General features: G+C 72.9%; 16 protein-coding genes. 10 read left to right on the top strand and 6 right to left on the bottom strand.

Going from position 1 to position 21081, the window contains the following annotated elements; genetic code table 11:
* Positions 1 to 213: 213 nt before the first annotated feature.
* Positions 214 to 972: a class I SAM-dependent methyltransferase gene (locus ACFYYB_RS08055; protein WP_389433908.1), complete on the bottom strand. Its 759-nt coding sequence runs from the start codon at positions 970 to 972 to the stop codon at positions 214 to 216.
* Between the two features lie 69 nt (positions 973 to 1041).
* Positions 1042 to 1539 (bottom strand): SAV_6107 family HEPN domain-containing protein, encoded by a 498-nt coding sequence (locus ACFYYB_RS08050; protein ID WP_389433907.1) that lies wholly within the window; start codon positions 1537 to 1539, stop codon positions 1042 to 1044.
* Between the two features lie 231 nt (positions 1540 to 1770).
* Between ACFYYB_RS08050 and ACFYYB_RS08045 the strand changes: the two genes are divergently transcribed.
* The 3 genes from ACFYYB_RS08045 to ACFYYB_RS08035 are packed head-to-tail and all read left to right on the top strand — an operon-like array spanning position 1771 to position 5461.
* Positions 1771 to 2736 (top strand): ATP-binding cassette domain-containing protein, encoded by a 966-nt coding sequence (locus ACFYYB_RS08045; RefSeq protein WP_389433905.1) that lies wholly within the window; start codon positions 1771 to 1773, stop codon positions 2734 to 2736.
* Positions 2708 to 4792, top strand: a complete 2085-nt coding sequence (locus ACFYYB_RS08040; RefSeq protein WP_389433904.1) for a YhgE/Pip family protein — start codon at positions 2708 to 2710, stop codon at positions 4790 to 4792. Before ACFYYB_RS08045 ends, ACFYYB_RS08040 begins: the two co-directional genes overlap by 29 nt.
* Before the next feature lie 21 nt (positions 4793 to 4813).
* Positions 4814 to 5461: a helix-turn-helix domain-containing protein gene (locus tag ACFYYB_RS08035; RefSeq protein WP_327307159.1), complete on the top strand. Its 648-nt coding sequence runs from the start codon at positions 4814 to 4816 to the stop codon at positions 5459 to 5461.
* 335 nt (positions 5462 to 5796) lie between these two features.
* Here ACFYYB_RS08035 and ACFYYB_RS08030 read toward each other — a convergent pair whose 3' ends face one another.
* The 4 genes from ACFYYB_RS08030 to ACFYYB_RS08015 all read right to left on the bottom strand — a co-directional run bounded on the left by ACFYYB_RS08030 (position 5797) and on the right by ACFYYB_RS08015 (position 11370).
* On the bottom strand, positions 5797 to 8223 hold the full coding sequence (locus ACFYYB_RS08030; protein ID WP_389433902.1) for a transglutaminaseTgpA domain-containing protein: 2427 nt from the start codon (positions 8221 to 8223) through the stop codon (positions 5797 to 5799).
* The gene (locus ACFYYB_RS08025; RefSeq protein WP_389433901.1) at positions 8220 to 9638 is read right to left on the bottom strand and encodes a DUF58 domain-containing protein; all 1419 of its coding nucleotides are present in this window, start codon (positions 9636 to 9638) and stop codon (positions 8220 to 8222) included. The genes ACFYYB_RS08030 and ACFYYB_RS08025 overlap by 4 nt, the downstream gene beginning before the upstream one ends.
* On the bottom strand, positions 9638 to 10648 hold the full coding sequence (locus ACFYYB_RS08020) for a MoxR family ATPase (RefSeq protein ID WP_327307163.1): 1011 nt from the start codon (positions 10646 to 10648) through the stop codon (positions 9638 to 9640). The genes ACFYYB_RS08025 and ACFYYB_RS08020 overlap by 1 nt, the downstream gene beginning before the upstream one ends.
* A gap of 170 nt (positions 10649 to 10818) precedes the next feature.
* Complete coding sequence (locus ACFYYB_RS08015) at positions 10819 to 11370, bottom strand: beta-class carbonic anhydrase (RefSeq protein ID WP_383950543.1); 552 nt, start codon at positions 11368 to 11370, stop codon at positions 10819 to 10821.
* A gap of 341 nt (positions 11371 to 11711) precedes the next feature.
* Between ACFYYB_RS08015 and rsmH the strand changes: the two genes are divergently transcribed.
* The 7 genes from rsmH to murD all read left to right on the top strand — a co-directional run bounded on the left by rsmH (position 11712) and on the right by murD (position 21010).
* Entirely contained in the window at positions 11712 to 12641 is a 930-nt protein-coding gene (gene rsmH / locus ACFYYB_RS08010; protein WP_389434958.1) for a 16S rRNA (cytosine(1402)-N(4))-methyltransferase RsmH, read from the top strand.
* Complete coding sequence (locus ACFYYB_RS08005) at positions 12638 to 13183, top strand: hypothetical protein (protein ID WP_389433900.1); 546 nt, start codon at positions 12638 to 12640, stop codon at positions 13181 to 13183. The genes rsmH and ACFYYB_RS08005 overlap by 4 nt, the downstream gene beginning before the upstream one ends.
* Before the next feature lie 117 nt (positions 13184 to 13300).
* Entirely contained in the window at positions 13301 to 15310 is a 2010-nt protein-coding gene (locus tag ACFYYB_RS08000) for a peptidoglycan D,D-transpeptidase FtsI family protein (protein ID WP_389433899.1), read from the top strand.
* A gap of 45 nt (positions 15311 to 15355) precedes the next feature.
* Positions 15356 to 17056: a UDP-N-acetylmuramoyl-L-alanyl-D-glutamate--2,6-diaminopimelate ligase gene (locus ACFYYB_RS07995; protein ID WP_389433898.1), complete on the top strand. Its 1701-nt coding sequence runs from the start codon at positions 15356 to 15358 to the stop codon at positions 17054 to 17056.
* Positions 17053 to 18471, top strand: a complete 1419-nt coding sequence (murF, locus tag ACFYYB_RS07990) for a UDP-N-acetylmuramoyl-tripeptide--D-alanyl-D-alanine ligase (protein WP_389433897.1) — start codon at positions 17053 to 17055, stop codon at positions 18469 to 18471. The genes ACFYYB_RS07995 and murF overlap by 4 nt, the downstream gene beginning before the upstream one ends.
* The gene (mraY, locus tag ACFYYB_RS07985) at positions 18468 to 19538 is read left to right on the top strand and encodes a phospho-N-acetylmuramoyl-pentapeptide-transferase (RefSeq protein WP_389433896.1); all 1071 of its coding nucleotides are present in this window, start codon (positions 18468 to 18470) and stop codon (positions 19536 to 19538) included. The genes murF and mraY overlap by 4 nt, the downstream gene beginning before the upstream one ends.
* Positions 19520 to 21010 (top strand): UDP-N-acetylmuramoyl-L-alanine--D-glutamate ligase, encoded by a 1491-nt coding sequence (gene murD, locus ACFYYB_RS07980; RefSeq protein ID WP_389433895.1) that lies wholly within the window; start codon positions 19520 to 19522, stop codon positions 21008 to 21010. The genes mraY and murD overlap by 19 nt, the downstream gene beginning before the upstream one ends.
* Positions 21011 to 21081 lie beyond the last annotated feature (71 nt).

Raw genomic sequence — 21081 nt, 5'->3', positions numbered from 1 at the left:
CCCCGTGATACCCGCCCTCTACGCCACGTTCTAAAAAAACACTGCCCGTAAAAAGTACCGCTTGGGGAATGCTCAGCGCCGTCTTGAACGGCTCACTGAGGGCGTTATTCCCCAGAGGTCCGCTCGTCATGCCGGGCGCTGACCCCGATCATACGGGTCACGACGCCGGTTCGGAGGGTGAGTGGCGCACCGCGTGCCCCGAAGCTCCGCAGATCAGGCGGGCTTCTCGCCCAGGACGTGCAACTGCGTGGCGACCGCGTGGAACGCCGGGAGCTCGGCCGCGGCCTCCTCCAGCCGCAGCAGGGCCTCGACGGCACCCGGCTCGGTGTCGACCAGGACGCCCGGGACGAGGTCGGCGAAGATCCGGACGCCGTGCACCGCGCCCACGGTCAGACCCGCCTCGGAGACCAGCGCGGAGAGCTGCTCGGCGGTGAAGCGGCGCGGAACCGGATCGCCCGTGCCCCAGCGGCCGGCCGGGTCGGTCAGGGCCGTACGGGCCTCCGTGAAGTGCCCGGCCAGGGCGCGGGCCAGGACGGCCCCGCCGAGTCCGGCGCCGAGCAGGCTGAGGATGCCGCCGGGGCGCAGGGCGGCCACCGCGTTGGCGACGCCCTCGGCCGGGTCGTCCACGTACTCCAGCACGCCGTGGCAGATCACCACGTCGTAGGAATCGCGCTCGACGACATCGAGCAGACCCTGGGCGTCGCCCTGCACCCCGCGGACCAGATCGGCCACGCCGGCCTCGGCGACGCGTCGCTCCAGACCGAACAGCGCGTTGGGGCTCGGGTCCACCACGGTGACCCGGTGGCCGAGGTGGGCCACCGGCACCGCGAACTTGCCCGTACCGCCACCCGTGTCCAGCACGTCCAGCACGTCCCGCCCGGTCGCCTTCACCCGGCGGTCGAGCGCCTCCTTGAGGACCTCCCACACCACGGCGGTGCGGAGGGAGGCGCGGGGGCGGGAAGTGTCCGACACGGCTGATGGCTCCTCGGCGCGTTGGTGAGTGGTCGCTGCCCACCCTATGGCCTCGGGCTGCCGGGCAGGTCATCCCACGTCCGGACGCCCCGTACGCGGTGGCGGCAGGGCCTGCGCCGGGGCGGCCGCCGCCGGCGGGTGGAGCGAGAGCATCCGCTCCACCAAACGCAGGAACATCGCGACGGCACGCACCAGATCGTCCGCGTCCCGGCCGGTGGCCGCTCCCGCTATGCCGGCCTCCGCCCGCGCCCGGCGGGCCGCGCCGGAGGCGAAGAGCGCGCTCCACTCGGCCAGTTCGGGCGCTATCTCCGGGAGCACCTCCCACGCGCTGCGGATCCGCGGCCTGCGCCGGGGGTGCACCGGCTCGGGCCGCCCGCGCGCGGCGAGCACGGCCGCGGCGGCGCGCAGCGCGGCGAGATGGGCGGTGGCGTACCGCTCGTTGGGCCGGGTCAGCAAGGCGGCTTCGGCCAGGCCCTCGTGGGCCTTGGTGAGCAGGTCGAGGGCGGCGGGTGGAGCCGCCGACTTCCGGGGGACGGGGTGGACAGGGGACGGGGACGGTGTGGCCATGACGAACCTCCTGTCATCGCGTGCGCATCGCGCTGCCTGGTCGAGCTCCTACGGGTCGAGCTGTTCTTGCGTGTCCCCATCGTGACGGCCCCCACTGACAATCGCGCTGACCTGCGGGTTCGTCCCCGAACTCGGGATCGCGTCCGGGCAACTGCCGCCCCGCGCGCCGTGGATGCCGCCGGGGATGCTAGTTTTTGAACTGACCGGTCAGTTCAAAAGGAGGGGGACGGCGTGGACAGCCCGCACGGCGCGGCCGTCAAAGCCGAGGACTTCGGAGTGAAGGGCCCGCGAGGCTGGGTCTTCCGGGGGATCGGGATCGACGCGGCGCCCGGCTCGCTCATCGCGGTCGAAGGCCCCTCCGGGAGCGGCCGGACCTGCCTGCTGCTGGCCCTCACGGGCCGGATGAAGGCCACCGAGGGCCACGCCGAGATCGGCCGCCACCGGCTGCCGAAGAAGATGGCCGCGGTCCGCCGCATCGCGGCCCTCGGCCCGGTGCCCGGGGTCAACGACCTCGACCAGGCCCTCACCGTCGCCGAGCAACTGCGCGAGGGCGCCCTGCTCCAGCGCCGCTACGACGGCCCCGTCCGCGCCCTGCTCCGCCCGCGCGCCGAGCGCCGCACCTCCACGGCGGCCCGGATCGACGCCGCGCTGGCCGCCGCCGGACTCGACCTCGGGACCCTGCCGAAGGGTCCGCGCACCTCCGTACGGGACCTGGAACGGCTGGAATCCGTACGGCTGTCGGTGGCCATCGCGCTGCTCGGCGCGCCCCGCCTGCTCGCCCTGGACGACCTGGACCTCAAGCTCTCGGACGCCGAACGCGCCGAAGCCTGGGACCTGCTGCGCTCCCTCGCCGCCCGCGGGACCACGGTCCTCGCGGTGTGCAGCGAGGCCCCGTCCGACGTGACGGTCGTGCGCACGGTCCCGGTGGCGGCCGCGGCCACCACCGACCCGGCCGCCACACCGGCCGCGGGCTCCGCCCCGGTGCCCCGGCCCATGGACTCCAAGGTCAGCTGGGGCGGCCGGGCCACCACCCCGCACGACTCCGACGGCACCGACGAGACCACCAACTCGGACGACACCACCGGCTCCGAAGAGACCACCGACTCCGACGGCGCCGGCATCCCGGCCGCCGCCCAGGACGACCCGCACGACACGAAGGGGGACGACGATGCGCTCGCCGAAGCTGGCCGCGCTTGAGCTGAAGCGGTTCGGGCGGGGGAAGCTGCCCCGGGCCGCCCTCGTCGCGCTGCTCCTGCTGCCGCTCCTCTACGGAGCCCTGTACCTGTGGTCCTTCTGGGACCCCTACAGCCGCCTCGACAAGGTGCCGGTCGCCCTCGTCAACTCCGACAGCGGCGCCACCGTCGACGGGAAGCGGATCGACGCCGGCGACGAGATCACCCGCAAGCTGCACGACAGCAAGACCTTCGACTGGCGCGAGGTCAGCGCCGAGGAGGCGGCCGAGGGGCTGGAGAACGGCACGTACTACCTCTCCCTCACCATGCCCGCCGACTTCAGCACGAAGATCGCCTCCAGCTCCGGTGAGGACCCCGCCACCGGAGCGCTCCAGGTCCGCACCAACGACGCGAACAACTACATCGTCGGCTCGATCTCGCGCACCGTCTTCTCCGAGGTCCGCTCGGCGGCGTCCACCAACGCCTCCCGCGGTTTCCTCGACAAGATCTTCGTCAACTTCTCCGACCTCCACGACAAGACCGCCCAGGCCGCCGACGGAGCCGACAAGCTCACGGACGGTGCGGGCAAGGCGCAGAAGGGCGCCAAGGACCTCGCCGACGGCCTGGACACGGCGAAGCAGAAGAACGGCGAGCTCACCGGCGGACTGAAGAAGCTGAACGAGGCCGCCGGACAGCTGGAAACGGGTGCGAAGGGCGTCGCGGCCGGCACCCAGACGCTCGCCGACAAGGTCGGGGGAGTCGCCGACAAGGCCCGCCCCTTCCTCAAGGACCCCAAGAGCCTCGCGGACAGCGCCGAACTCGTCGCCGACACCGCCCAGGTGGTCAACAAGCACCTCGAAGCCTTCGCCAAGGCGGCCCCGGCCGCCGCGACCGTCACCCAGCGCGTCTCCACCGGCGCCGCCGACGTCTACGCGAAGACCTGCACCACCGGCGCCAAGCCGCTCCCCGAGACCTGCCCGCAGCTGAAGCGGCTCAAGGACGACGCGGCCGAGGCCGCCGAACTCGCCGGTGACGTGGACACCCTGCTGGGGAACTCGAAGGGGGACCTGGCCACCCTCCACAAGCAGCTCGCGGACCTGGAGCGCGAAGCCCGCCTCCTCGTCACGAAGGCCCCCGGCCTCTCCGCGGACCTGGAATCCGCGGTCACCCAGGTGAACGCGCTCAACGACGGTGCCCACAAGGTCTCCGCCGGCATGGTCAAGCTGCACACCGGCATCGGCTCCGCCACCGAGGGCTCCGGCGCGCTCGGCGCGGGCGTCGGCAAGCTCGGCGCCGGCGCGCACGACCTCGACGGCGGCCTGGTCAAGCTCGTCGACGGCAACGGCGACCTCGCCGGCGGCCTGCACGACGGCGCGGGCAAGATCCCGGCCTACGACCAGCAGCAGCGCGACGCCCGCACCGAGGTCATGGCCGACCCGGTCCGCCTCGCCAACCAGTCCCTGCACAAGGCGCCCAACTACGGCACCGGCTTCGCCCCGTACTTCATCCCGCTCTCCCTCTGGGTCGGCGCGATGGTCGCCTACATGCTGATCGCGCCGCTGAACCGGCGCGCGCTCGCCACCGGAGCCTCGCCCTGGCGGATCGCCCTCGCGGGCTGGCTGCCCGTGGTGGGGATCGGCGCCGCGCAGGTGGGCGCACTGATGTCCGTACTGCACTGGGGACTCGGCCTGCAGATGGCCCGGCCGGCGCTCACCGTCGGCTTCCTGGTCCTGGTCACCGCCTGCTTCGCCGCGATCGTCCAGTGGCTCAACGCCAAGTTCGGCGCCGCCGGGCGGATCCTGGTCCTGGCCGTCCTGATGCTCCAGCTCACCTCCGCCGGCGGCACCTATCCCGTCCAGACCAGCCCCGGCTTCTTCAACGCCATCCACCCCTACCTGCCGATGTCCTACGTGGTCGAGAGCCTGCGCCGGCTCATCACCGGCGGCGACCTCGCCCCGGTCTGGCAGGGCTGCCTGGTCCTCACCGCCTTCACGGCGGGAGCCCTCGCCCTCACCGCCCTCGCCGCCCGCGGCAAGCAGGTGTGGACGATGGACCGGCTGCGCCCGGAACTGAGCCTGTAGCCCGGACGGACAGGTTGACCTGTGAGAATCAGCGCCATGGAAAGCAGCAGCACCGGTACGGCCGGGGGCGGCGGCCGCCGCGCGGCCACACGGCAGAAGCTCTACGAAGCAGCCGTCACCCTCATAGCGGAGCAGGGCTTCTCCGCGACGACGGTCGAGGAGATCGCCGAGCGGGCGGGCGTGGCGAAGGGCACCGTCTACTACAACTTCGCCAGCAAGAACGACCTCTTCGAGGAGCTGCTGCGGCACGGGGTCGGACTCCTGACCGAGTCCCTGCGCACGGCGGCGGAATCCACCGAGGCCAGGGGCGGGACCCGGGTCGAGGCGCTCGACGAGATGATCCGGGCCGGACTGGTCTTCATCGACCGCTACCCGGCCTTCACCCAGCTCTACGTCGCCGAGCTGTGGCGCACCAACCGGACCTGGCAGTCCACGCTGATGGTCGTCCGGCGGGAGGCCGTCGCCGTCGTGGAAACGGTGCTGCGCGAGGGCGTGGAACGGGGCGAGCTCAGCGCGGAGATCGACGTGCCGCTGACGGCCGCGGCGATGGTGGGAATGGTGCTCGTCGCGGCGCTGGACTGGCAGTCCTTCCAGAGCGAGCGGTCGCTGGACGACGTGCACTCGGCGCTGTCGCTGCTGCTGCGGGGCAGGGTGAGCGGGAACCGCTGACGCGGGGCCGGTGGCGGGTGACCCCCGATCGGCGGTGCCGCGGGGGCGGCGGGGCCGCGTAGAACTGGTGGGGCGGGTGAGTATCCGTACCTAGGCGCGGAAATGAGTACCTGCGCGGATGGGGTGCGGGATGTCGGCACGCCAGACTGGGGGCGACGGACAGGGACCCGGCGCGCACCGCCGACACGGGGCGGCAGGTGCGGACCGGGTCTCTCCGGCCGACGGGGTGGGAACAAGGCTGAGGCCGGGGCTCGGGGGGATCGAGCCCCGGCCTCAGCCGTGTCCCGCCCCGGGCCCTGCCCCACCTTCGCCGCCGCGCGGGACCCGACCCGGCGTCAGCCGCGGCCGCGCAGTGGGATTCGGGTCCGGGCCCGGGCGGCGGCGTCGGCCAGGCGGCCGGTCAGCGAAGCCCAGCGGGCCGAGGCGGCCCAGCCGACCCGCGCCGCCGAGCGGGGGAAGAGCACCGCGCGCAGCCGGGACCGGCGGGACACCCCGGCGAGGAGCCCGGCGCGGGCCAGCAGGACGTCCTCGGCCAGCTCCGCGTCAGGGGGCGCCGCGCCCGGCGGTGCGTACAGTTCCCGCTCCACCGCGCCCGCGACCCGGCGTACGGCATCGGCCGCCGAGGCGTCCAGCCGGCCCAGGGACACCACCCGGTCCGCCGCCCCCCGCGGGGACAGTGCCTCGTCCGGGAGGATCCCGACGTCCCACGCGGCGTCGCCCAGCTCCCGCCAGGCGGTCAGGACCCGCCCCGAGCCGAGCCGCCGGGCCCGCAGCCGGCCGCGCCACAGGAACGGCAGCAGAGGCAGGGCCAGCAGCAGGATGCCCGCGGCCGTCCAGGCCAGGACCGTGGCAGCGGAGGGGCCGTCGCCGCCCGCGCCCGCGTTCCGCTGCCCCGCGGCCGGACCGCACTCGCCCAGCTTCTTCTGGTCCGGCGGGCAGTCGTCCGCCGTCGAGGGCCCGGCGGACGGCTGCGCCGCACTCGCGGACGGGGCCGCCGTCGGCGCGCTCGGCTGGGTCTGCGGGGTGGCGGGCCGGCTGTACTCCGGCACCGTGATGCCCGACCGGGGCGTCGGCTCGAAGCGGGTCCAGCCCACGCCCTCGAAGTACAGCTCGGGCCAGGCGTGCGCGTCCCGCATCGAGACGTTGACGACGCCGTCGGCCTGCTTCACCCCGGGCGTGAACCCGACCGCGACCCGCGCCGGGATCCCGAGGGTGCGCGCCATCGAGGCCATCGAGAAGGCGAAGTGGACGCAGAAGCCCTCCTTGTCGGCGAGGAACTTGGCGATGGCCTGCGCACCCGTACCGGAGGAGACCTTCGTGTCGTAGCGGAAACCGCCGCTCACCGCGAAGTAGTCCTGGAGCTTGACCGCCGCCGAGTAGTCGTCCTTGGTGCCGCGGGTGACCTCGCGGGCCGTCTGGACGACGACCGCCGGCAGGTTGTCCGGCACCTTCGTGTACTCGGCCGCGATCTCGGGATCCGCCGCCGGCGCGCGGCGCAACTGCTCCGCCGTCGGGTTCAGCAACAGGCTCCGCACCGAGTACTGCACGCCCTGGGCGTTCTGGAACTTGTCCTTGCCCAGCTGGTCCCCGACGAGCGTGCGCCCGGCCGGCTCGAACCGCCACTTCCCGGCGATGTCCACCCCCGTCGCGGGATAGGGCATCGGCAGGTAGCGCTGGGCGTACGTCTGCGCCGAGGAGATGAAGGTCTGCACCTCGGTCGCGCCGTTCAGCACGCTCTCGCTCACCCCGGGAGGGTTCGGCATCCGCTTGGGGACGTCCGTCAGGGCCCGCCCCGACGCCTCCCACTTGACGCCGTTGAACTCGTCCAGGGCCAGGATCCGCAGGTACTGCTCGCCGAGCTGCGGGCTGTCCGTGCGGTAGCGCAGCACGACCCGGTTGTCCTGGGTGTTCAGGCTGCTCTGCAGGGAGACCAGCGGGTTGACCGCCTGGATCGACGGGCCGAGGCCGTTGCCCTCGCCGTCGCCCACGCCGCCGCCCGTGCCCAGGAGTCCGCTGCCCATGGAGGGCAGCACCACGGGCACCGCCAGCGCCAGACCCAGCGCGACCGCGCCGATCCGCCGCCCGGTGCGGACCGGGGCGAGGGCCTGGCCGCCGCCCGCGTATCCGGCCGCCACCTTGCCGCGCGGAGCGGCGCCGAAGACCCGGCCCCACTGCGCGAGCCGGTCGCGGCCCTCGGCGAGCAGGAGCAGCAGGTAGCCGCAGCCCGCCAGCAGGAAGGCGGTCCAGGAGGCGCCGCCCGAGCCGGTGGCCGCGCCCGACAGGCCCGCCGCGACCGAGTACAGCGCGAGCAGCGGGAGCCCGGCCGCGGCGGCCGTGCGTACGGTCACCGCCAGCAGGTCCACCAACAGCCCGATCAGGAGCACCCCGGACACCAGCAGCAGCCGGATCCCGTCCGTCAGGGGGGCCGGCATCGCGAACTCGTTCACGTCCTGCACGCCTTGGCGGAACAGCGCGCCGAAGTCGGTGACGAGGTAGTCCAGGAGCCCCTCGCCGGCGGCGGACGGCATCTTGCCGCCGAACACCAGCATCAGTGCCAGCAGCGATACGAGGACCTGCGAGGCCACGGTCAGCGTCCGGGCCAGCGGCACCCGCCGCGCGCCCGCGCCCACCGCGCTCTGCAGCGCCAGCAGCAGCGCCGCCTGCGGCAGCCAGCCGCCCGATTCCACCAGCGGGTTCAGCGACCAGGCGGTGAACAGCGTCGCCAGGGCCGCGAAGACCGTCAGTCTCGCCCGTCCGCTCATCCCCAGCCCCCCGCCGAACCCGAACCGCCCGCCGCGCCGATCGGCGCGTTGCCCGCCTGCCGCCACAGTTCCCCGAAGGCCACCCCGGGCGGGGCGGCCAGCGCCGTCCAGCCCGCGTCGCGCAGCCCGGCCAGGCGCTCCTCCAGCGGGGGCGCTCCCCCCGACATCGCCGACATCACCGAAGCCAGGCCCTGGGGCCGCCCGGACCAGTCCGAGGAGTCCAGTACGAACGCCACGGCCCCTCCGCCGCGCCGGCACATCTTGGCCGCCAGTCCCGTCTGTACGTCGTCCAGGTCTCCGAAGAAGGCGATGAGGAGCCCGTCGCCGCCCGCTCCGCCGAAGCCGCTGCCGGTGCCGTTGCTGCGTACCGCGTCGCAGGCCCGCGAGAGGCCCGCGCCGTCGGAGTGTCCGATCACCGCGAGGGTGTCCATCAGGAGCCCCGCCGCCTCCGCGGAGTCCTGCCCGCCGGAGGTGAAGCCGCCGCCCTCGCGGGGCACGCAGTCCCCGGTGTCGGTCAGCAGGCGCACCGAGAAGCCCTGCTCCAGCAGGTGCACCAGGGTCGACGCGGCGGCGGAGACGGCCCACTCGAAGGCGGAGTCGGGGCCGGCGCCCTCGTAGGCGAGGCGCCGGGTGTCCAGCAGCACGGTGGCCCGGCTGCGCTGCGGCTGCTCCTCGCGGCGCACCATCAGCTCGCCGTAGCGGGCGGTGGAGCGCCAGTGCACGCGGCGCAGGTCGTCGCCGCGCCGGTAGCCGCGCGGGATCACGTCGTCCTCGCCGGCCAGGGCCAGCGAGCGGCGGCTGCCGTCGCCGTAGCCGGAGGACTCGCCGGTGAAGCGCACCAAGGGCAGCGCCTCGGTGCGCGGGATGACGGTGAGGGTGTCGTAGGCGGAGAAGGAGCGGGTCAGCTCGACCAGCCCGAAGGGGTCGGTGAGCCGCAGCTGGAGCGGGCCCAGCGGGTAGCGGCCGCGCAGATCGGAGCGGACCCGGTACGAGACCTCGCGGCGGCCGCCCGGCTCCACCCGGTCCAGGACGAAGCGCGGCCGGGGCCCCAGCACGTACGGCACCCGGTCCTGGAGCATCAGCAGCCCGGTCGGCATCCGGGAGGTGTTGTCGAGCCGCAGCTGCACCCGGGCCTCGGAGCCGGCGGGCACCCGCACCGGGGTCAGCCGGCGATTGCCGGAGACGCGGTGGCGGGTGCGGTGCAGGGCCAGGACGCAGAGCAGCGGGAGCACGGCGAGCAGCAGTCCGACCCGGAGCAGTTCGGACTGGCCCAGTACGTACGCGCACAGCCCGGCGGCGATCCCGGCGGCCAGGAAGGAGCGGCCGCGGGTGGTCAGGCCGGCCAGCGAGGCGCGCAGCCCGCCACCCTCCTGCGGACTCCGGCCGCCCGCGCCGTGCGGGGCGCCGGCGCTCATCAGAAGCCCCGGATGCCCGCGCCGGGCGGGATCTCGCCGCGCGAGGGGGCGGCCGGTACGGGGGTGCGCTGGAGGATGTCGGCGACGACCTGCTCGGCGGTGCGCCGGCTCAGCTGGGCCTGCGCGGTGGGCAGCAGCCGGTGCGCGAGCACCGGTCCGGCCAGGGCCTGGACGTCGTCGGGCAGGACGTAGTCCCGCCCGGAGAGGGCGGCGGAGGCCTTGACGGCGCGCAGCAGGTGCAGGGTGGCGCGGGGCGAGGCGCCCAGGCGCAGGTCGGGGTGGCTGCGGGTGGCGGAGACCAGGTCGACGACGTAGCGCCGGACGGGCGCGGCCACGTACACCTCGCGGACGGCTTCGATGAGCTTGCCGATGTCGTGGGCGTGCGCGACGGCCGTCAGGTCGTCGAGCGGGGAGAGCCCGCCGTGCACGTCGAGCATCCGCAGTTCGGCCTCGGGGCTGGGGTACCCCACCGAGACCCGGGCCATGAAGCGGTCGCGCTGGGCCTCGGGGAGGGGATAGGTGCCCTCCATCTCCACCGGGTTCTGGGTGGCGACGACCATGAAGGGGCTCGGCAGCGTGTAGGTGGTGCCGTCAATGGTGACCTGGCGCTCCTCCATCGACTCCAGCAGCGCGGACTGGGTCTTGGGGGAGGCGCGGTTGATCTCGTCGCCGATGACGATCTGCGCGAAGATCGCGCCCGGCTTGAACTCGAACTCCCGGCGCTGCTGGTCGTAGATGCTCACGCCGGTGATGTCCGAGGGCAGCAGGTCCGGGGTGAACTGGATCCGCTGGACCGAACAGTCGATGGACTTGGCGAGTGCCTTGGCCAGCATCGTCTTGCCGACGCCGGGAACGTCCTCGATCAGCAGGTGGCCCTCGGCGAGCAGGACGGTCAGCGCGAGGCGGACCACTTCCGGCTTGCCCTCGATCACGCTCTCGATCGATTCCCGCACCTGCTGCGCCGTGCTGGTCAGATCCGCGAGGCTCGCTCGGTCGTCATACGTGGTCACCTGGTTCTCCTCGACCCTTTCCCAGGGCCGGCGCACCATCGCGCATGACCGGCCCACCCCGAAACACCTCAGAAATCAAGAGCAATCAAGAACGTCGCGATCACCGGCCCGGAAACCTCTTCCGGGTGACGTCTCCCCGCATTCTTGACGGCCCTTGGCCCTGGTGTCACTCAAGAGGTGGGATCGATCTCCCGCAGGAGCCCGGTGTGCACGTCGAAGACGAAGCCTCGCACATCGTCCTTGTGGGGCAGGAAGGGGTTCGTACGGACCCGCTGCATGGACTGGCGGACGTCTTGGTCCACGTCACGGAAGGCCTCGACGGCCCAGGCGGGACGCTGACCGACCTCGTCCTCCAGCTCGTGCCGGAAGTCCTCGGTCAGGCTTTCGAGACCACATCCGGTGTGGTGGATGAGTATCACCGTGCGGGTGCCGAGCGCCCGCTGGCTGATGGTGAGGGAGCGGATGGTGTCGTCGGTGACCACCCCGCCGGCATTGCGGATCGTGTGACAGTCGCCCAGCTCCAGGCCGAGGGCGGCGTGCAGGTCGAGGCGGGCGTCCATACAGGCCACGACGGCCACCTGGAGGACCGGACGGGCGTCCATGCCGGGGTCGGCGAACTTGGCGGCGTAGGCGCGGTTCGAGTCGACCAGGCGGTCGGTGACGGAGAGCTCCTCGGCGGCCTGGGGCGCGGAGGCGGCGGGCAGGGGTACGGAAGTCGTCATGGATACGACGTTAGTGGTCACAGGCCGTGTGGGCATCGAGTGAGGCTGGACAAAGAAGGTCACCTGATCAAGTTGTGAGCTAACCCACAGGGGTGAGGCGCACGCGGCCGTCCGAGTGATTCGCGGCTTTTGCGGCTTCGGTCGCACCGGGGCGCACGGCGCGCGGGGCGGTTCGTTGACCGCGGCGACCGTTGCACTAAAGTGACGCGAACCGGCCGGAGCCCGGCCCTGACCGGCCGCCCGGCCCTTTGGTAAGACTCCGCGTGCGCGGCGCGGCGTATGCCTGCCGCGCCGTTATCTGAGAGGGCGCTTTGACTAGCGAGTCCCGACACGTCCCGGTGATGCTCCAGCGGTGCCTGGACCTGTTGGCCCCGGCCCTGGAGAGGCCCGGGGCCGTCGTCGTCGACTGCACCCTCGGCCTCGGCGGGCACAGCGAGGCCCTGCTCACCCGGTTCCCCGAGGCCCACCTGATCGGCCTGGACCGCGACAAGGAAGCCCTGCGCCTCTCCGGGGAGCGCCTCGCGCCCTTCGGGGACCGGGTCACCCTCGTCCACGCCATCTACGCCGACCTGGCCGAGGTACTGGACGGCCTGCGCATCCCCGCCGTGCAGGGCATCCTCTTCGACCTCGGCGTCTCCTCCATGCAGCTGGACGAGGCCGACCGCGGCTTCGCCTACGCGCAGGACGCCCCGCTCGACATGCGGATGGACCAGACGACGGGCATCAGCGCGGCCGAGGTCCTCAACACCTACGCGCCCGGCGAGCTGGTCCGCATCCTGCGCCAGTACGGCGAGGAGAAGCAGGCCAAGCGGATCGTGTCCGCGGTGGTGCGCGAGCGGGACAAGGACCCCTTCACCAACAGCGCGCGCCTCGTCGAACTGATCCGCGACTCCCTGCCGCAGGCGGCCAAGCGGACCGGCGGCAACCCGGCCAAGCGCACCTTCCAGGCCCTGCGCATCGAGGTCAACGGCGAGCTGTCCGGACTGGAGCGGGCGATCCCCGCGGCCGTGGACCGGATCGCGGTCGGCGGCCGGATCGTGGTGCTTTCGTACCAGTCGCTGGAGGACCGCCTCGTCAAGCAGGCCTTCGCCGCCGGCGCGACCTCGACGGCCCCGCCCGGGCTGCCGGTCGTACCGGAGAAGTACCAGCCGAAGCTGAAGCTCCTGACGCGCGGCGCCGAGCTGCCGACGGAGGAGGAGATCGCGGAGAACCGGCGTGCGGCGCCGGCCCGCTGCCGCGGGGTGGAGCGCATCCGGGAGGCGCGGCTGTGAAACGCCTGGGGCGGGTGCTGGGGGGGCCGGTCGCCGGACAGGCGGCGCGGACCCCGTTCGTCCTGCTGGTCGTGGCGCTGCTCGGCGGCGGGCTGATCAGCCTGCTGCTGCTGAATTCGGCGCTGAACCAGGGCTCCTTCCAGCTGAGCAAGCTGAAGCGGGAGACGACCGCGGTCACGGACGAGGAACAGGCGCTGCAGCGGGACGTGGACGGCTACTCGGCGCCCGACGCGTTGCAGCGGCGGGCGCACGAGCTGGGTCTGGTCCCCGGTGGCAGCCCGGTCTTCATCGGCCCCGACGGCAAGGTCGCCGGGACCGCCTCACCGGCCGCCGAGCCGCCGCCCCCGTCGCCGCCGGCCGCGCCGGTGTCCGCCGCGCCGCCCGTTTCGGCGTCCCCCGGCGGGGCCGTGCCGAGCCCGGCCGGCTCCCCGGCCGCCGCCCCCTCGGGCGGCGCCGCCCCGGCCCCCTCGGGCCAGGCCCCCGCCGCCCCCGCCGCCCCGCCGGGCGGAGCCGCTCAGCCCTCCCAGACCCCTGGACGGTGACGTAGTGACGCGTACCCCTGCGGGGCTGGTCCCCTACCCGCCCTTCCACCATCCCCCGACCTCCGGCTGGGGTGACCCCCGGCCGGAGTCGGTCCCGTCGGCGCCGGCAGGCCGGGCATGAGCCCCCAGGAGCCGCCGCGGCGGCGGGTGCCCGGGCCCGGGCGGCCACGGCCCGGGGCGGAACGGGCGCGGGGCGCGGCGCGGCCCGCCGCCAGGCCCGCCACCCGACGCCCCGCCCCCGCGAGGAAACCGCACACGATCCGGCTCGGCGCCCCCAAGCCCCGGCTGCGGCTGGTCAGCGTCGGCCTGACGATGGTGATGCTGGTGTTCGTCGTACGGCTGCTCCAGGTGCAGGCCGTCGACGCGTCCGCGTACTCCGCCAAGGCCTCCGAGAACCGCTTCGCCAGCTACACCCTGGCCGCCGAGCGCGGGGAGATCACCGACCGCAAGGGCGTGGCGCTCGCCACCAGCGTGGACGCGTACGACATCACCGCGGACCCGCACATGTTCACCGTGCAGGAGAGCAAGGCTCCCGACGCCCCCGAGCAGGCCGCGGCCCTCCTCGCGCCGATCCTCGGCAAGGACGCCAAGGAGCTCACCGCTCGCCTGAAGACGAAGAACACCCGCTACGTGGTCCTCGCCCGCCGCCAGACCCCCCAGGTCTGGAACCAGATCAAGGGCCTCAAGAAGGTCTTCGCCGAGAAGGCGTCCGCGGACAAGAAGAACAACGGCCCCGGCGCCAACGTCCTGGCCGGCGTGTTCAACGAGAACAGCAGCAAGCGCGTGTACCCGAACGGCGACCTCGCCGCCGGGATACTGGGTTACGTCAACGCCGAGGGCAAGGGCGGCGGCGGCCTGGAGTCCTCCCTCGACAAGAAGCTGTCCGGCAAGGACGGCGAGCTCACGTACGCCCAGTCGGGCGGCCGCCGCGTGCCGACCGCGGGGTCCAGCGAGAAGCCCGCCGTGCCCGGCGAGGACATCGAACTGACCATCGACCGCGACATCCAGTGGGCCGCGCAGAGCGCCATCACCGAGCAGGTCGCCAAGTCGGAGGCCGACCGCGGGTACGTCATCGTCCAGGACACGGCCACCGGCGAGGTCCTCGCCATGGCCAACGCCCCCGGCTTCGACCCCAACGACCTCTCCAAGGCCAGCTCCGCCGCCATGGGCAACGCCGCGCTCCAGGACGTGTACGAGCCCGGCTCCACCGCCAAGGTCATGTCGATGGCGGCCGTCCTGGAGGAGAAGAAGGCCAAGCCCGACACCCACGTCGAGGTCCCCAACCGGCTGCACCGCGGCGACCGGCTCTTCAAGGACGACATCGACCACCCGACCTGGTACCTGACCCTCAACGGGGTCCTGGCCAAGTCCTCCAACATCGGCACCATCCTGGCCACCGGCCAGCTCGGCCCGACGCAGCCCGAGTCCAACAAGGTCCTGTTCTCGTACCTGGACAAGTTCGGCATCGGCCGGCCCACCGGCCTGAACTACCCGGGCGAGTCCCGCGGCATCCTCGCCCCGCCGGAGAAGTGGTCCACTTCCCAGCAGTACACGATCCCCTTCGGCCAGGGCCTGTCCCTCAACGCCATGCAGGCGGCCTCCGTGTACTCGACCATCGCCAACGGCGGGGTGCGCGTCGCCCCGACCCTGGTCCGCGGCACCAAGGGCCCCGACGGCCGCTTCACCCCGGCGCCCGCGCCCGCGAAGAACCGCGTGGTCAGCGAGGAGACCGCCAAGACCCTCGCGGAAATGCTGGAGTCGGTGGTCGACGACCAGGAGGGCACCGGCACCAAGGCCCGCATTCCCGGCTACCGGGTCGGCGGCAAGACCGGCACCTCCAACCGGGTGGATCCGGCCACCGGCCGCTACAAGGGCTACACCGCCTCGTTCGCGGGATTCGCACCCGCGGACAACCCCCGCATCACCGTCTACTGCGCCATCCAGAACCCCACCAAGGGCAGTTACTTCGGTGGCCAGATCTGCGGGCCCATCTACAAGAAGGTCATGGAGTTCGCCCTTAAAACCCTCCAGATCGCTCCCACCGGAACCGCCCCCGCCGGACTCCCGGTCACCTACGAACCCGGCGCGCGGCCCGGCTCCCAGCCGAGCCCGCAGCCGGGTCAGTGACCGACGCCCGGACGGCCAGCCCCAGAAAAGCGTGAGGCACCATCAGTGACAACGATCACCCCCGAATCCGGGAACCACGCGTCCGTCGAGCCCCAGGCCGGGCCCTCGCTTCGCGAGCGGCCCGCCGCGCCCGGTACGCTCACCGCCGTGCCCCACGCTGATCAGCCCAGAACCACCCAGAACGACGCACCGGCAGCGCCGCCGGGAGCGCCACGTCCCCTGTCCGTCCGCCCGACCCCTCTGGGCGAGCTGGCGGAGCTGCTGGGGGTGGAAGTCCCCGGCGCGCAGACGCGGATCACCGGCATCACGCACGATTCGCGTGCCGTGCGCCCCGGAGACCTGTACGCGGCCCTGCCGGGCGCCAAGCTGCACGGCGCGGACTTCGCCGCGCAGGCGGCCGCCCTCGGCGCCGCCGCGGTGCTGACCGATCCGGCCGGCGCCGAGCGCGCCGCGGCCACCGGACTCCCGGTCCTCGCCGTCGCCGACCCGCGCGGCCGGATGGGCGCCCTGGCCGCCGCGGTCTACGGACGGCCGGGCGAGGACCTGCTCCAGATCGGCATCACCGGCACCTCCGGCAAGACCACCACGGCGTACCTCGTCGAGGGCGGCCTGCGCGGCGGCGGACGCAAGACGGGGCTCATCGGCACCGTCGAGATGCGCGTCGGCGACGAGCGCATCAAGTCCGAGCGCACCACCCCCGAGGCCACCGACCTGCAGGCGCTCTTCGCGGTCATGCGCGAACGCGGCGTCGAGGCCGTCGCCATGGAGGTCTCCAGCCACGCCCTGGTGCTCGGCCGGGTCGACGGCTGCGTCTTCGACGTGGCCGTCTTCAACAACCTGAGCCCGGAGCACATGGAGTTCCACTCCGACATGGAGGACTACTTCCAGGCCAAGGCGCAGCTCTTCACCGAGCGCCGCGCCCGCCTCGGTGTGGTCAACATCGACGACGAGTACGGCCGTCGCCTCGCCAAGGAGTCGCCGATCCCGGTCGTCACCTTCTCCGCCGCGGGCGACCCGGCCGCCGACTGGCGGGCCGAGGACGTGGTCTCGCGCCACATGGACTCGACCCTGACCCTGGTGGGTCCCGCGGGCGAGCGGGTCCGGGCCACCGCCCCGCTGCCCGGCCCGTTCAACGTGGCCAACACCGTGGCCGCCGTCGTCACGCTCGCCGCCGCCGGCCTCGACCCGCAGACCGCCGCCGACGGCGTCGCCGCGGTCCCCGGGGTGCCCGGCCGCCTGGAGCGGGTCGACGCGGGACAGCCGTACCTGGCCGTCGTGGACTACGCGCACAAGACGGACGCCGTCGAATCGGTCCTGCGGGCCCTGCGCGAGGTCACCACCGGCAAGCTGCACGTCGTACTGGGCTGCGGCGGCGACCGCGACACCACCAAGCGGGCCCCGATGGGCGCGGCGGCCGCCCGGTTCGCCGACACCGCCGTACTGACCTCCGACAACCCCCGCTCCGAGGACCCCCTCGGGATCCTCGCCGCGATGTTCCGCGGCGCCGTGTCCGTGCCGCCCGCCGAGCGGGGCACCGTCCTCGTCGACGCCGACCGGGCGGCGGCCATCGCCACCGCCGTCGCGCGCGCCGAGGCGGGAGACACCGTGCTGGTGGCCGGCAAGGGCCACGAGCAGGGCCAGGACATCGCGGGCGTCGTACGCCCCTTCGACGACCGGGCGGTCCTGCGCGCGGCCATCGAGACCCAAGCACGCCAGCGTCCCCGACAGGCCGAGGTGAACCAGTGATCGCCCTTTCCCTCGCCGAGATCGCCGAGATCACCGGCGGGCAGCCCCACGACATACCGGATCCGTCCGTCACGGTCACCGGTCCCGTCGTCTACGACTCCCGCGAGGTCCAGGCCGGCAGCCTGTTCGCCGCCTTCGTCGGGGAGCGCGTGGACGGCCACGACTACGCGGAACGCGCCCTGGCCGCCGGGGCCGTGGGCGTCCTCGCGACCCGGCCCGTCGGCGTCCCGGCCATCGTCGTCCCCGACGTGGTGGCCGCCCTCGGCGCGCTCGCCCGGTCCGTCGTCGAACGCCTCGGCACCGACGTCGTGGCCCTCACCGGTTCCGCCGGGAAGACCTCCACCAAGGACCTGATCGCCCAGGTCCTCCAGCACCACGCGCCGACCGTGTGGACCCCCGGGAACCTCAACAACGAGATCGGCCTGCCGATCACGACGCTGCGGGTCACCGAGGAGACGCAGCACCTGGTCCTGGAGATGGGCGCCCGCGGCATCGGCCACATCGCCTACCTCACCGGACTGACGCCCCCGCGGATCGGCGTGGTCCTCAACGTCGGCACCGCGCACATCGGGGAGTTCGGCGGCCGGGAGCAGATCGCGCAGGCCAAGGGCGAACTCGTCGAGTCCCTGCCGTCCGAGGCGGAGGGCGGCATCGCCGTCCTCAACGCCGATGACCTGCTGGTACGTGCCATGACCGGGCGCACGAAGGCCCGTACGGTGCTGTTCGGCGAGGCCGAGGACGCCGACATCCGGGCCACCGAGGTCCGGATGACGGACAGGGGACAGCCTTCCTTCACATTGCGAACACCGACCGGGTGCAGCGACGTGACCTTGCGGCTGTACGGTGAGCACCACGTGTCGAACGCGCTCGCCGCGGCCGCCGTCGCCCACGTGCTGGGCATGTCCGCCGAGGAGATCGCCATCGCGCTCTCCGGGGCGGGCAGCCTGTCCCGGTGGCGGATGGAGGTCACCGAGCGGGCGGACGGCGTGACGATCGTCAACGACGCCTACAACGCAAACCCCGAGTCCATGCGGGCCGCACTGCGCGCACTTGCCGCGATGGGCGGCGGCGCCAAGGCGAACGGGGGTCGCACGTGGGCGGTGCTCGGCCCGATGGCCGAGCTCGGAGACGACGCGCTCGCCGAGCACGACGCGGTCGGGCGGCTTGTCGTCCGGCTCAACGTGAGCAAGCTGGTCGCGGTCGGGGGCAGGGAAGCCTCCTGGCTGCAACTGGGCGCATATAACGAGGGTTCGTGGGGTGAGGAGTCGGTGCTCGTGTCCGACGCACAGGCGGCGGTCGACCTGTTGCGCAGTGAACTGCGCCCGGGTGACGTCGTGCTGGTGAAGGCTTCCAGGTCAGCCGGCCTGGAGCGGGTGGCCCAGGCCCTGCTCGACGGCGAGGTCGCCGGCCGATGAGGCAGATCCTGTTCTCCGGAGTCATCGGACTCTTCCTCACGCTCATCGGCACCCCGCTGCTGATCAAGGGTCTGGCCCGCAAGGGCTACGGCCAGTTCATCCGGGACGACGGGCCGCGCGGTCACGCCGGGAAGAAGGGCACGCCCACCATGGGTGGCATCTCCTTCATCCTGGCCACGCTGATCGCGTACGCCCTGACCAAGGTGATCACCGGAAGCCAGCCGACCTTCTCGGGCCTCCTCGTGCTCTTCCTGATGGCGGGCATGGGCGTGGTCGGTTTCCTCGACGACTACATCAAGATCGTCAAGCAGCGGTCGCTCGGTCTGCGGGCCAAGGCCAAGATGGCCGGCCAGCTCATCGTCGGCATCGCCTTCGCGGTGCTCTCCCTGCAGTTCAAGGACGCGCGCGGGCTCGCCCCGGCCTCCACCAAGCTGTCGTTCGTCACGGACTTCGGCTGGTCGATCGGCCCGGTGCTGTTCGTGGTTTGGGCGCTGTTCATGATCCTGGCGATGTCCAACGGCGTGAACCTCACCGACGGCCTCGACGGTCTGGCCACCGGCGCCGCCGTGATGGTCTTCGGTGCCTACACCTTCATCGGCGTCTGGCAGTACCAGGAGTCCTGCGCCAACGCGCAGACCCTGACCAACCCGAACGCCTGTTTCGAAGTGCGAGACCCACTGGACCTCGCGGTCGTCGCGGCCGCCCTGATGGGCGCCTGCTTCGGCTTCCTCTGGTGGAACACCTCGCCCGCCAAGATCTTCATGGGCGACACCGGTTCGCTGGCCCTCGGCGGCGCGCTCGCCGGTCTGGCGATCTGCTCCCGCACGGAGTTCCTGATGGCGCTCCTCGGCGGCCTCTTCGTCCTCATCACCATGTCGGTCGTCATCCAGGTCGGCTCCTTCAAGCTGACCGGCAAGCGCGTCTTCCGGATGGCACCGCTACAGCACCACTTCGAACTCAAGGGGTGGTCGGAAGTCCTGGTCGTCGTCCGGTTCTGGATCATCCAGGGCATGTGCGTGATCGTGGGCCTCGGAGTCTTCTACGCGGGATGGGCAGCCGACAAGTGACCGCCTGGCACGGCAAGAACATCACCGTCGCCGGCCTCGGCGTGAGCGGCATCAGTGCGGCGAAGGCCCTGGCCGGGCTCGGCGCGCGGGTGACCGTCGTCGACAACGGCGACGGCGACGCGCTGCGCGCCCGGGCCGCCGAACTGGCGGAGCAGGGCATCGAGGTCCGTCTCGGCCTCCTGGACGGCGGCGTACGGGCGGGCGACACCGTGCCCGAGGGCACCGACCTCGTGGTCACCTCGCCCGGCTGGAAGCCCGACAGCCCGCTGTTCGCGGCAGCCGCCGCGGCCGGCGTGGACGTGGTCGGCGACGTCGAGATCGCCTGGCTCCTGCGCGAGATCGCCGAGGACCTGCGCGCCGCCCGGTCCGGTGAGCCCCGCAGGGAGCCGGCCCCCTGGCTGGCGATCACCGGCACCAACGGCAAGACCACCACCACCCAGATGCTCGCCTCGATCCTGAAGGCCGCCGGCCTCAAGACCGCGGCCGTCGGCAACATCGGCACCCCGATCATCGACGTGGTGCTCGGCGAGGAGCGGTACGACGTCCTCGCCGTCGAGCTCTCCAGCTACCAGCTGCACTGGGCGCCCTCGGTGCGCCCGCACTCCGCGGCCGTCCTGAACCTGGCCCCGGACCACCTCGACTGGCACGGCTCCATGGAGGCGTACGCCGCCGACAAGGGCCGGATCTACGAGGGCAACACGGTCGCCTGCGTCTACAACGCCGCGGACAAGGCCACCGAGGACCTGGTCGTCGAGGCGGACGTGGAAGAGGGCTGCCGGGCCATCGGCTTCACCCTCGGCGCCCCCGGCCCCTCCATGTTCGGCGTCGTCGACGGGATCCTCGTCGACCGGGCCTTCGTGGAGAACCGGCAGAAGAACGCCCAGGAGCTCGCCGAGGTCGCGGACGTCAACCCGCCGGCCCCGCACAACATCGCCAACGCCCTCGCGGCCGCGGCCCTGGCCCGCGCCTTCGGCGTGGAGCCGCGCGCCGTCCGCGACGGACTGCGCGACTTCCGGCCGGACGCCCATCGGGTCAGCCACGTGGACGAGGTCGCCGGGGTCACGTACGTGGACGACTCCAAGGCCACCAACACCCACGCCGCGGAAGCCTCCCTGGCGGCCTTCGAACCGGTGGTCTGGATCGCCGGCGGCCTCGCCAAGGGCGCGACCTTCGACGAGCTCGTGCAGAAGGCCGCGAAGCGCCTGCGGGGCGTCGTCCTGATCGGCGCCGACCGGGCCCTGATCGCCGAGGCGCTGGCGCGACACGCCCCGGAGGTCCCGGTCGTGGACCTCGCACGGACCGACACTGGGGCGATGCTCGCGGCGGTCCGGGAAGCGGCCCGGCTCGCGGAAACCGGCGACACGGTTCTGCTGGCCCCCGCCTGTGCCTCGATGGACATGTTCGCGAACTACAGCAAGCGTGGGGACGCGTTCGCCGACGCGGTGCGCGAACTGGCCGCCGAGCAGGCCTAGGTCCGGCTCGATCCAGGGCAGGTTCCCTCCGGCCGACCGGCTGCTCGCCTCGTACGAGTTGGAGGGGAAGA

The organism is Streptomyces sp. NPDC002886 (assembly GCF_042888445.1).
In the GTDB taxonomy this organism is placed as follows: domain Bacteria; phylum Actinomycetota; class Actinomycetes; order Streptomycetales; family Streptomycetaceae; genus Streptomyces.
Note: the sequence above shows the minus strand (reverse complement) of the source record. Positions and strands in the feature narration are given on the sequence as shown.

What these genes read in the sequence shown, in the direction of transcription:
- ACFYYB_RS08050 (WP_389433907.1), bottom strand. Translation starts at nt 1,539, where the DNA reads ATGGCCACACCGTCCCCGTCCCCTGTCCACCCCGTCCCCCGGAAGTCG.
- ACFYYB_RS08040 (WP_389433904.1), top strand. Translation starts at nt 2,708, where the DNA reads ATGCGCTCGCCGAAGCTGGCCGCGCTTGAGCTGAAGCGGTTCGGGCGG.
- ACFYYB_RS08030 (WP_389433902.1), bottom strand. Translation starts at nt 8,223, where the DNA reads ATGAGCGGACGGGCGAGACTGACGGTCTTCGCGGCCCTGGCGACGCTG.
- ACFYYB_RS08025 (WP_389433901.1), bottom strand. Translation starts at nt 9,638, where the DNA reads ATGAGCGCCGGCGCCCCGCACGGCGCGGGCGGCCGGAGTCCGCAGGAG.
- ACFYYB_RS08015 (WP_383950543.1), bottom strand. Translation starts at nt 11,370, where the DNA reads ATGACGACTTCCGTACCCCTGCCCGCCGCCTCCGCGCCCCAGGCCGCC.
- rsmH (WP_389434958.1), top strand. Translation starts at nt 11,712, where the DNA reads ATGCTCCAGCGGTGCCTGGACCTGTTGGCCCCGGCCCTGGAGAGGCCC.
- ACFYYB_RS08000 (WP_389433899.1), top strand. Translation starts at nt 13,301, where the DNA reads ATGAGCCCCCAGGAGCCGCCGCGGCGGCGGGTGCCCGGGCCCGGGCGG.
- mraY (WP_389433896.1), top strand. Translation starts at nt 18,468, where the DNA reads ATGAGGCAGATCCTGTTCTCCGGAGTCATCGGACTCTTCCTCACGCTC.
- murD (WP_389433895.1), top strand. Translation starts at nt 19,520, where the DNA reads ATGGGCAGCCGACAAGTGACCGCCTGGCACGGCAAGAACATCACCGTC.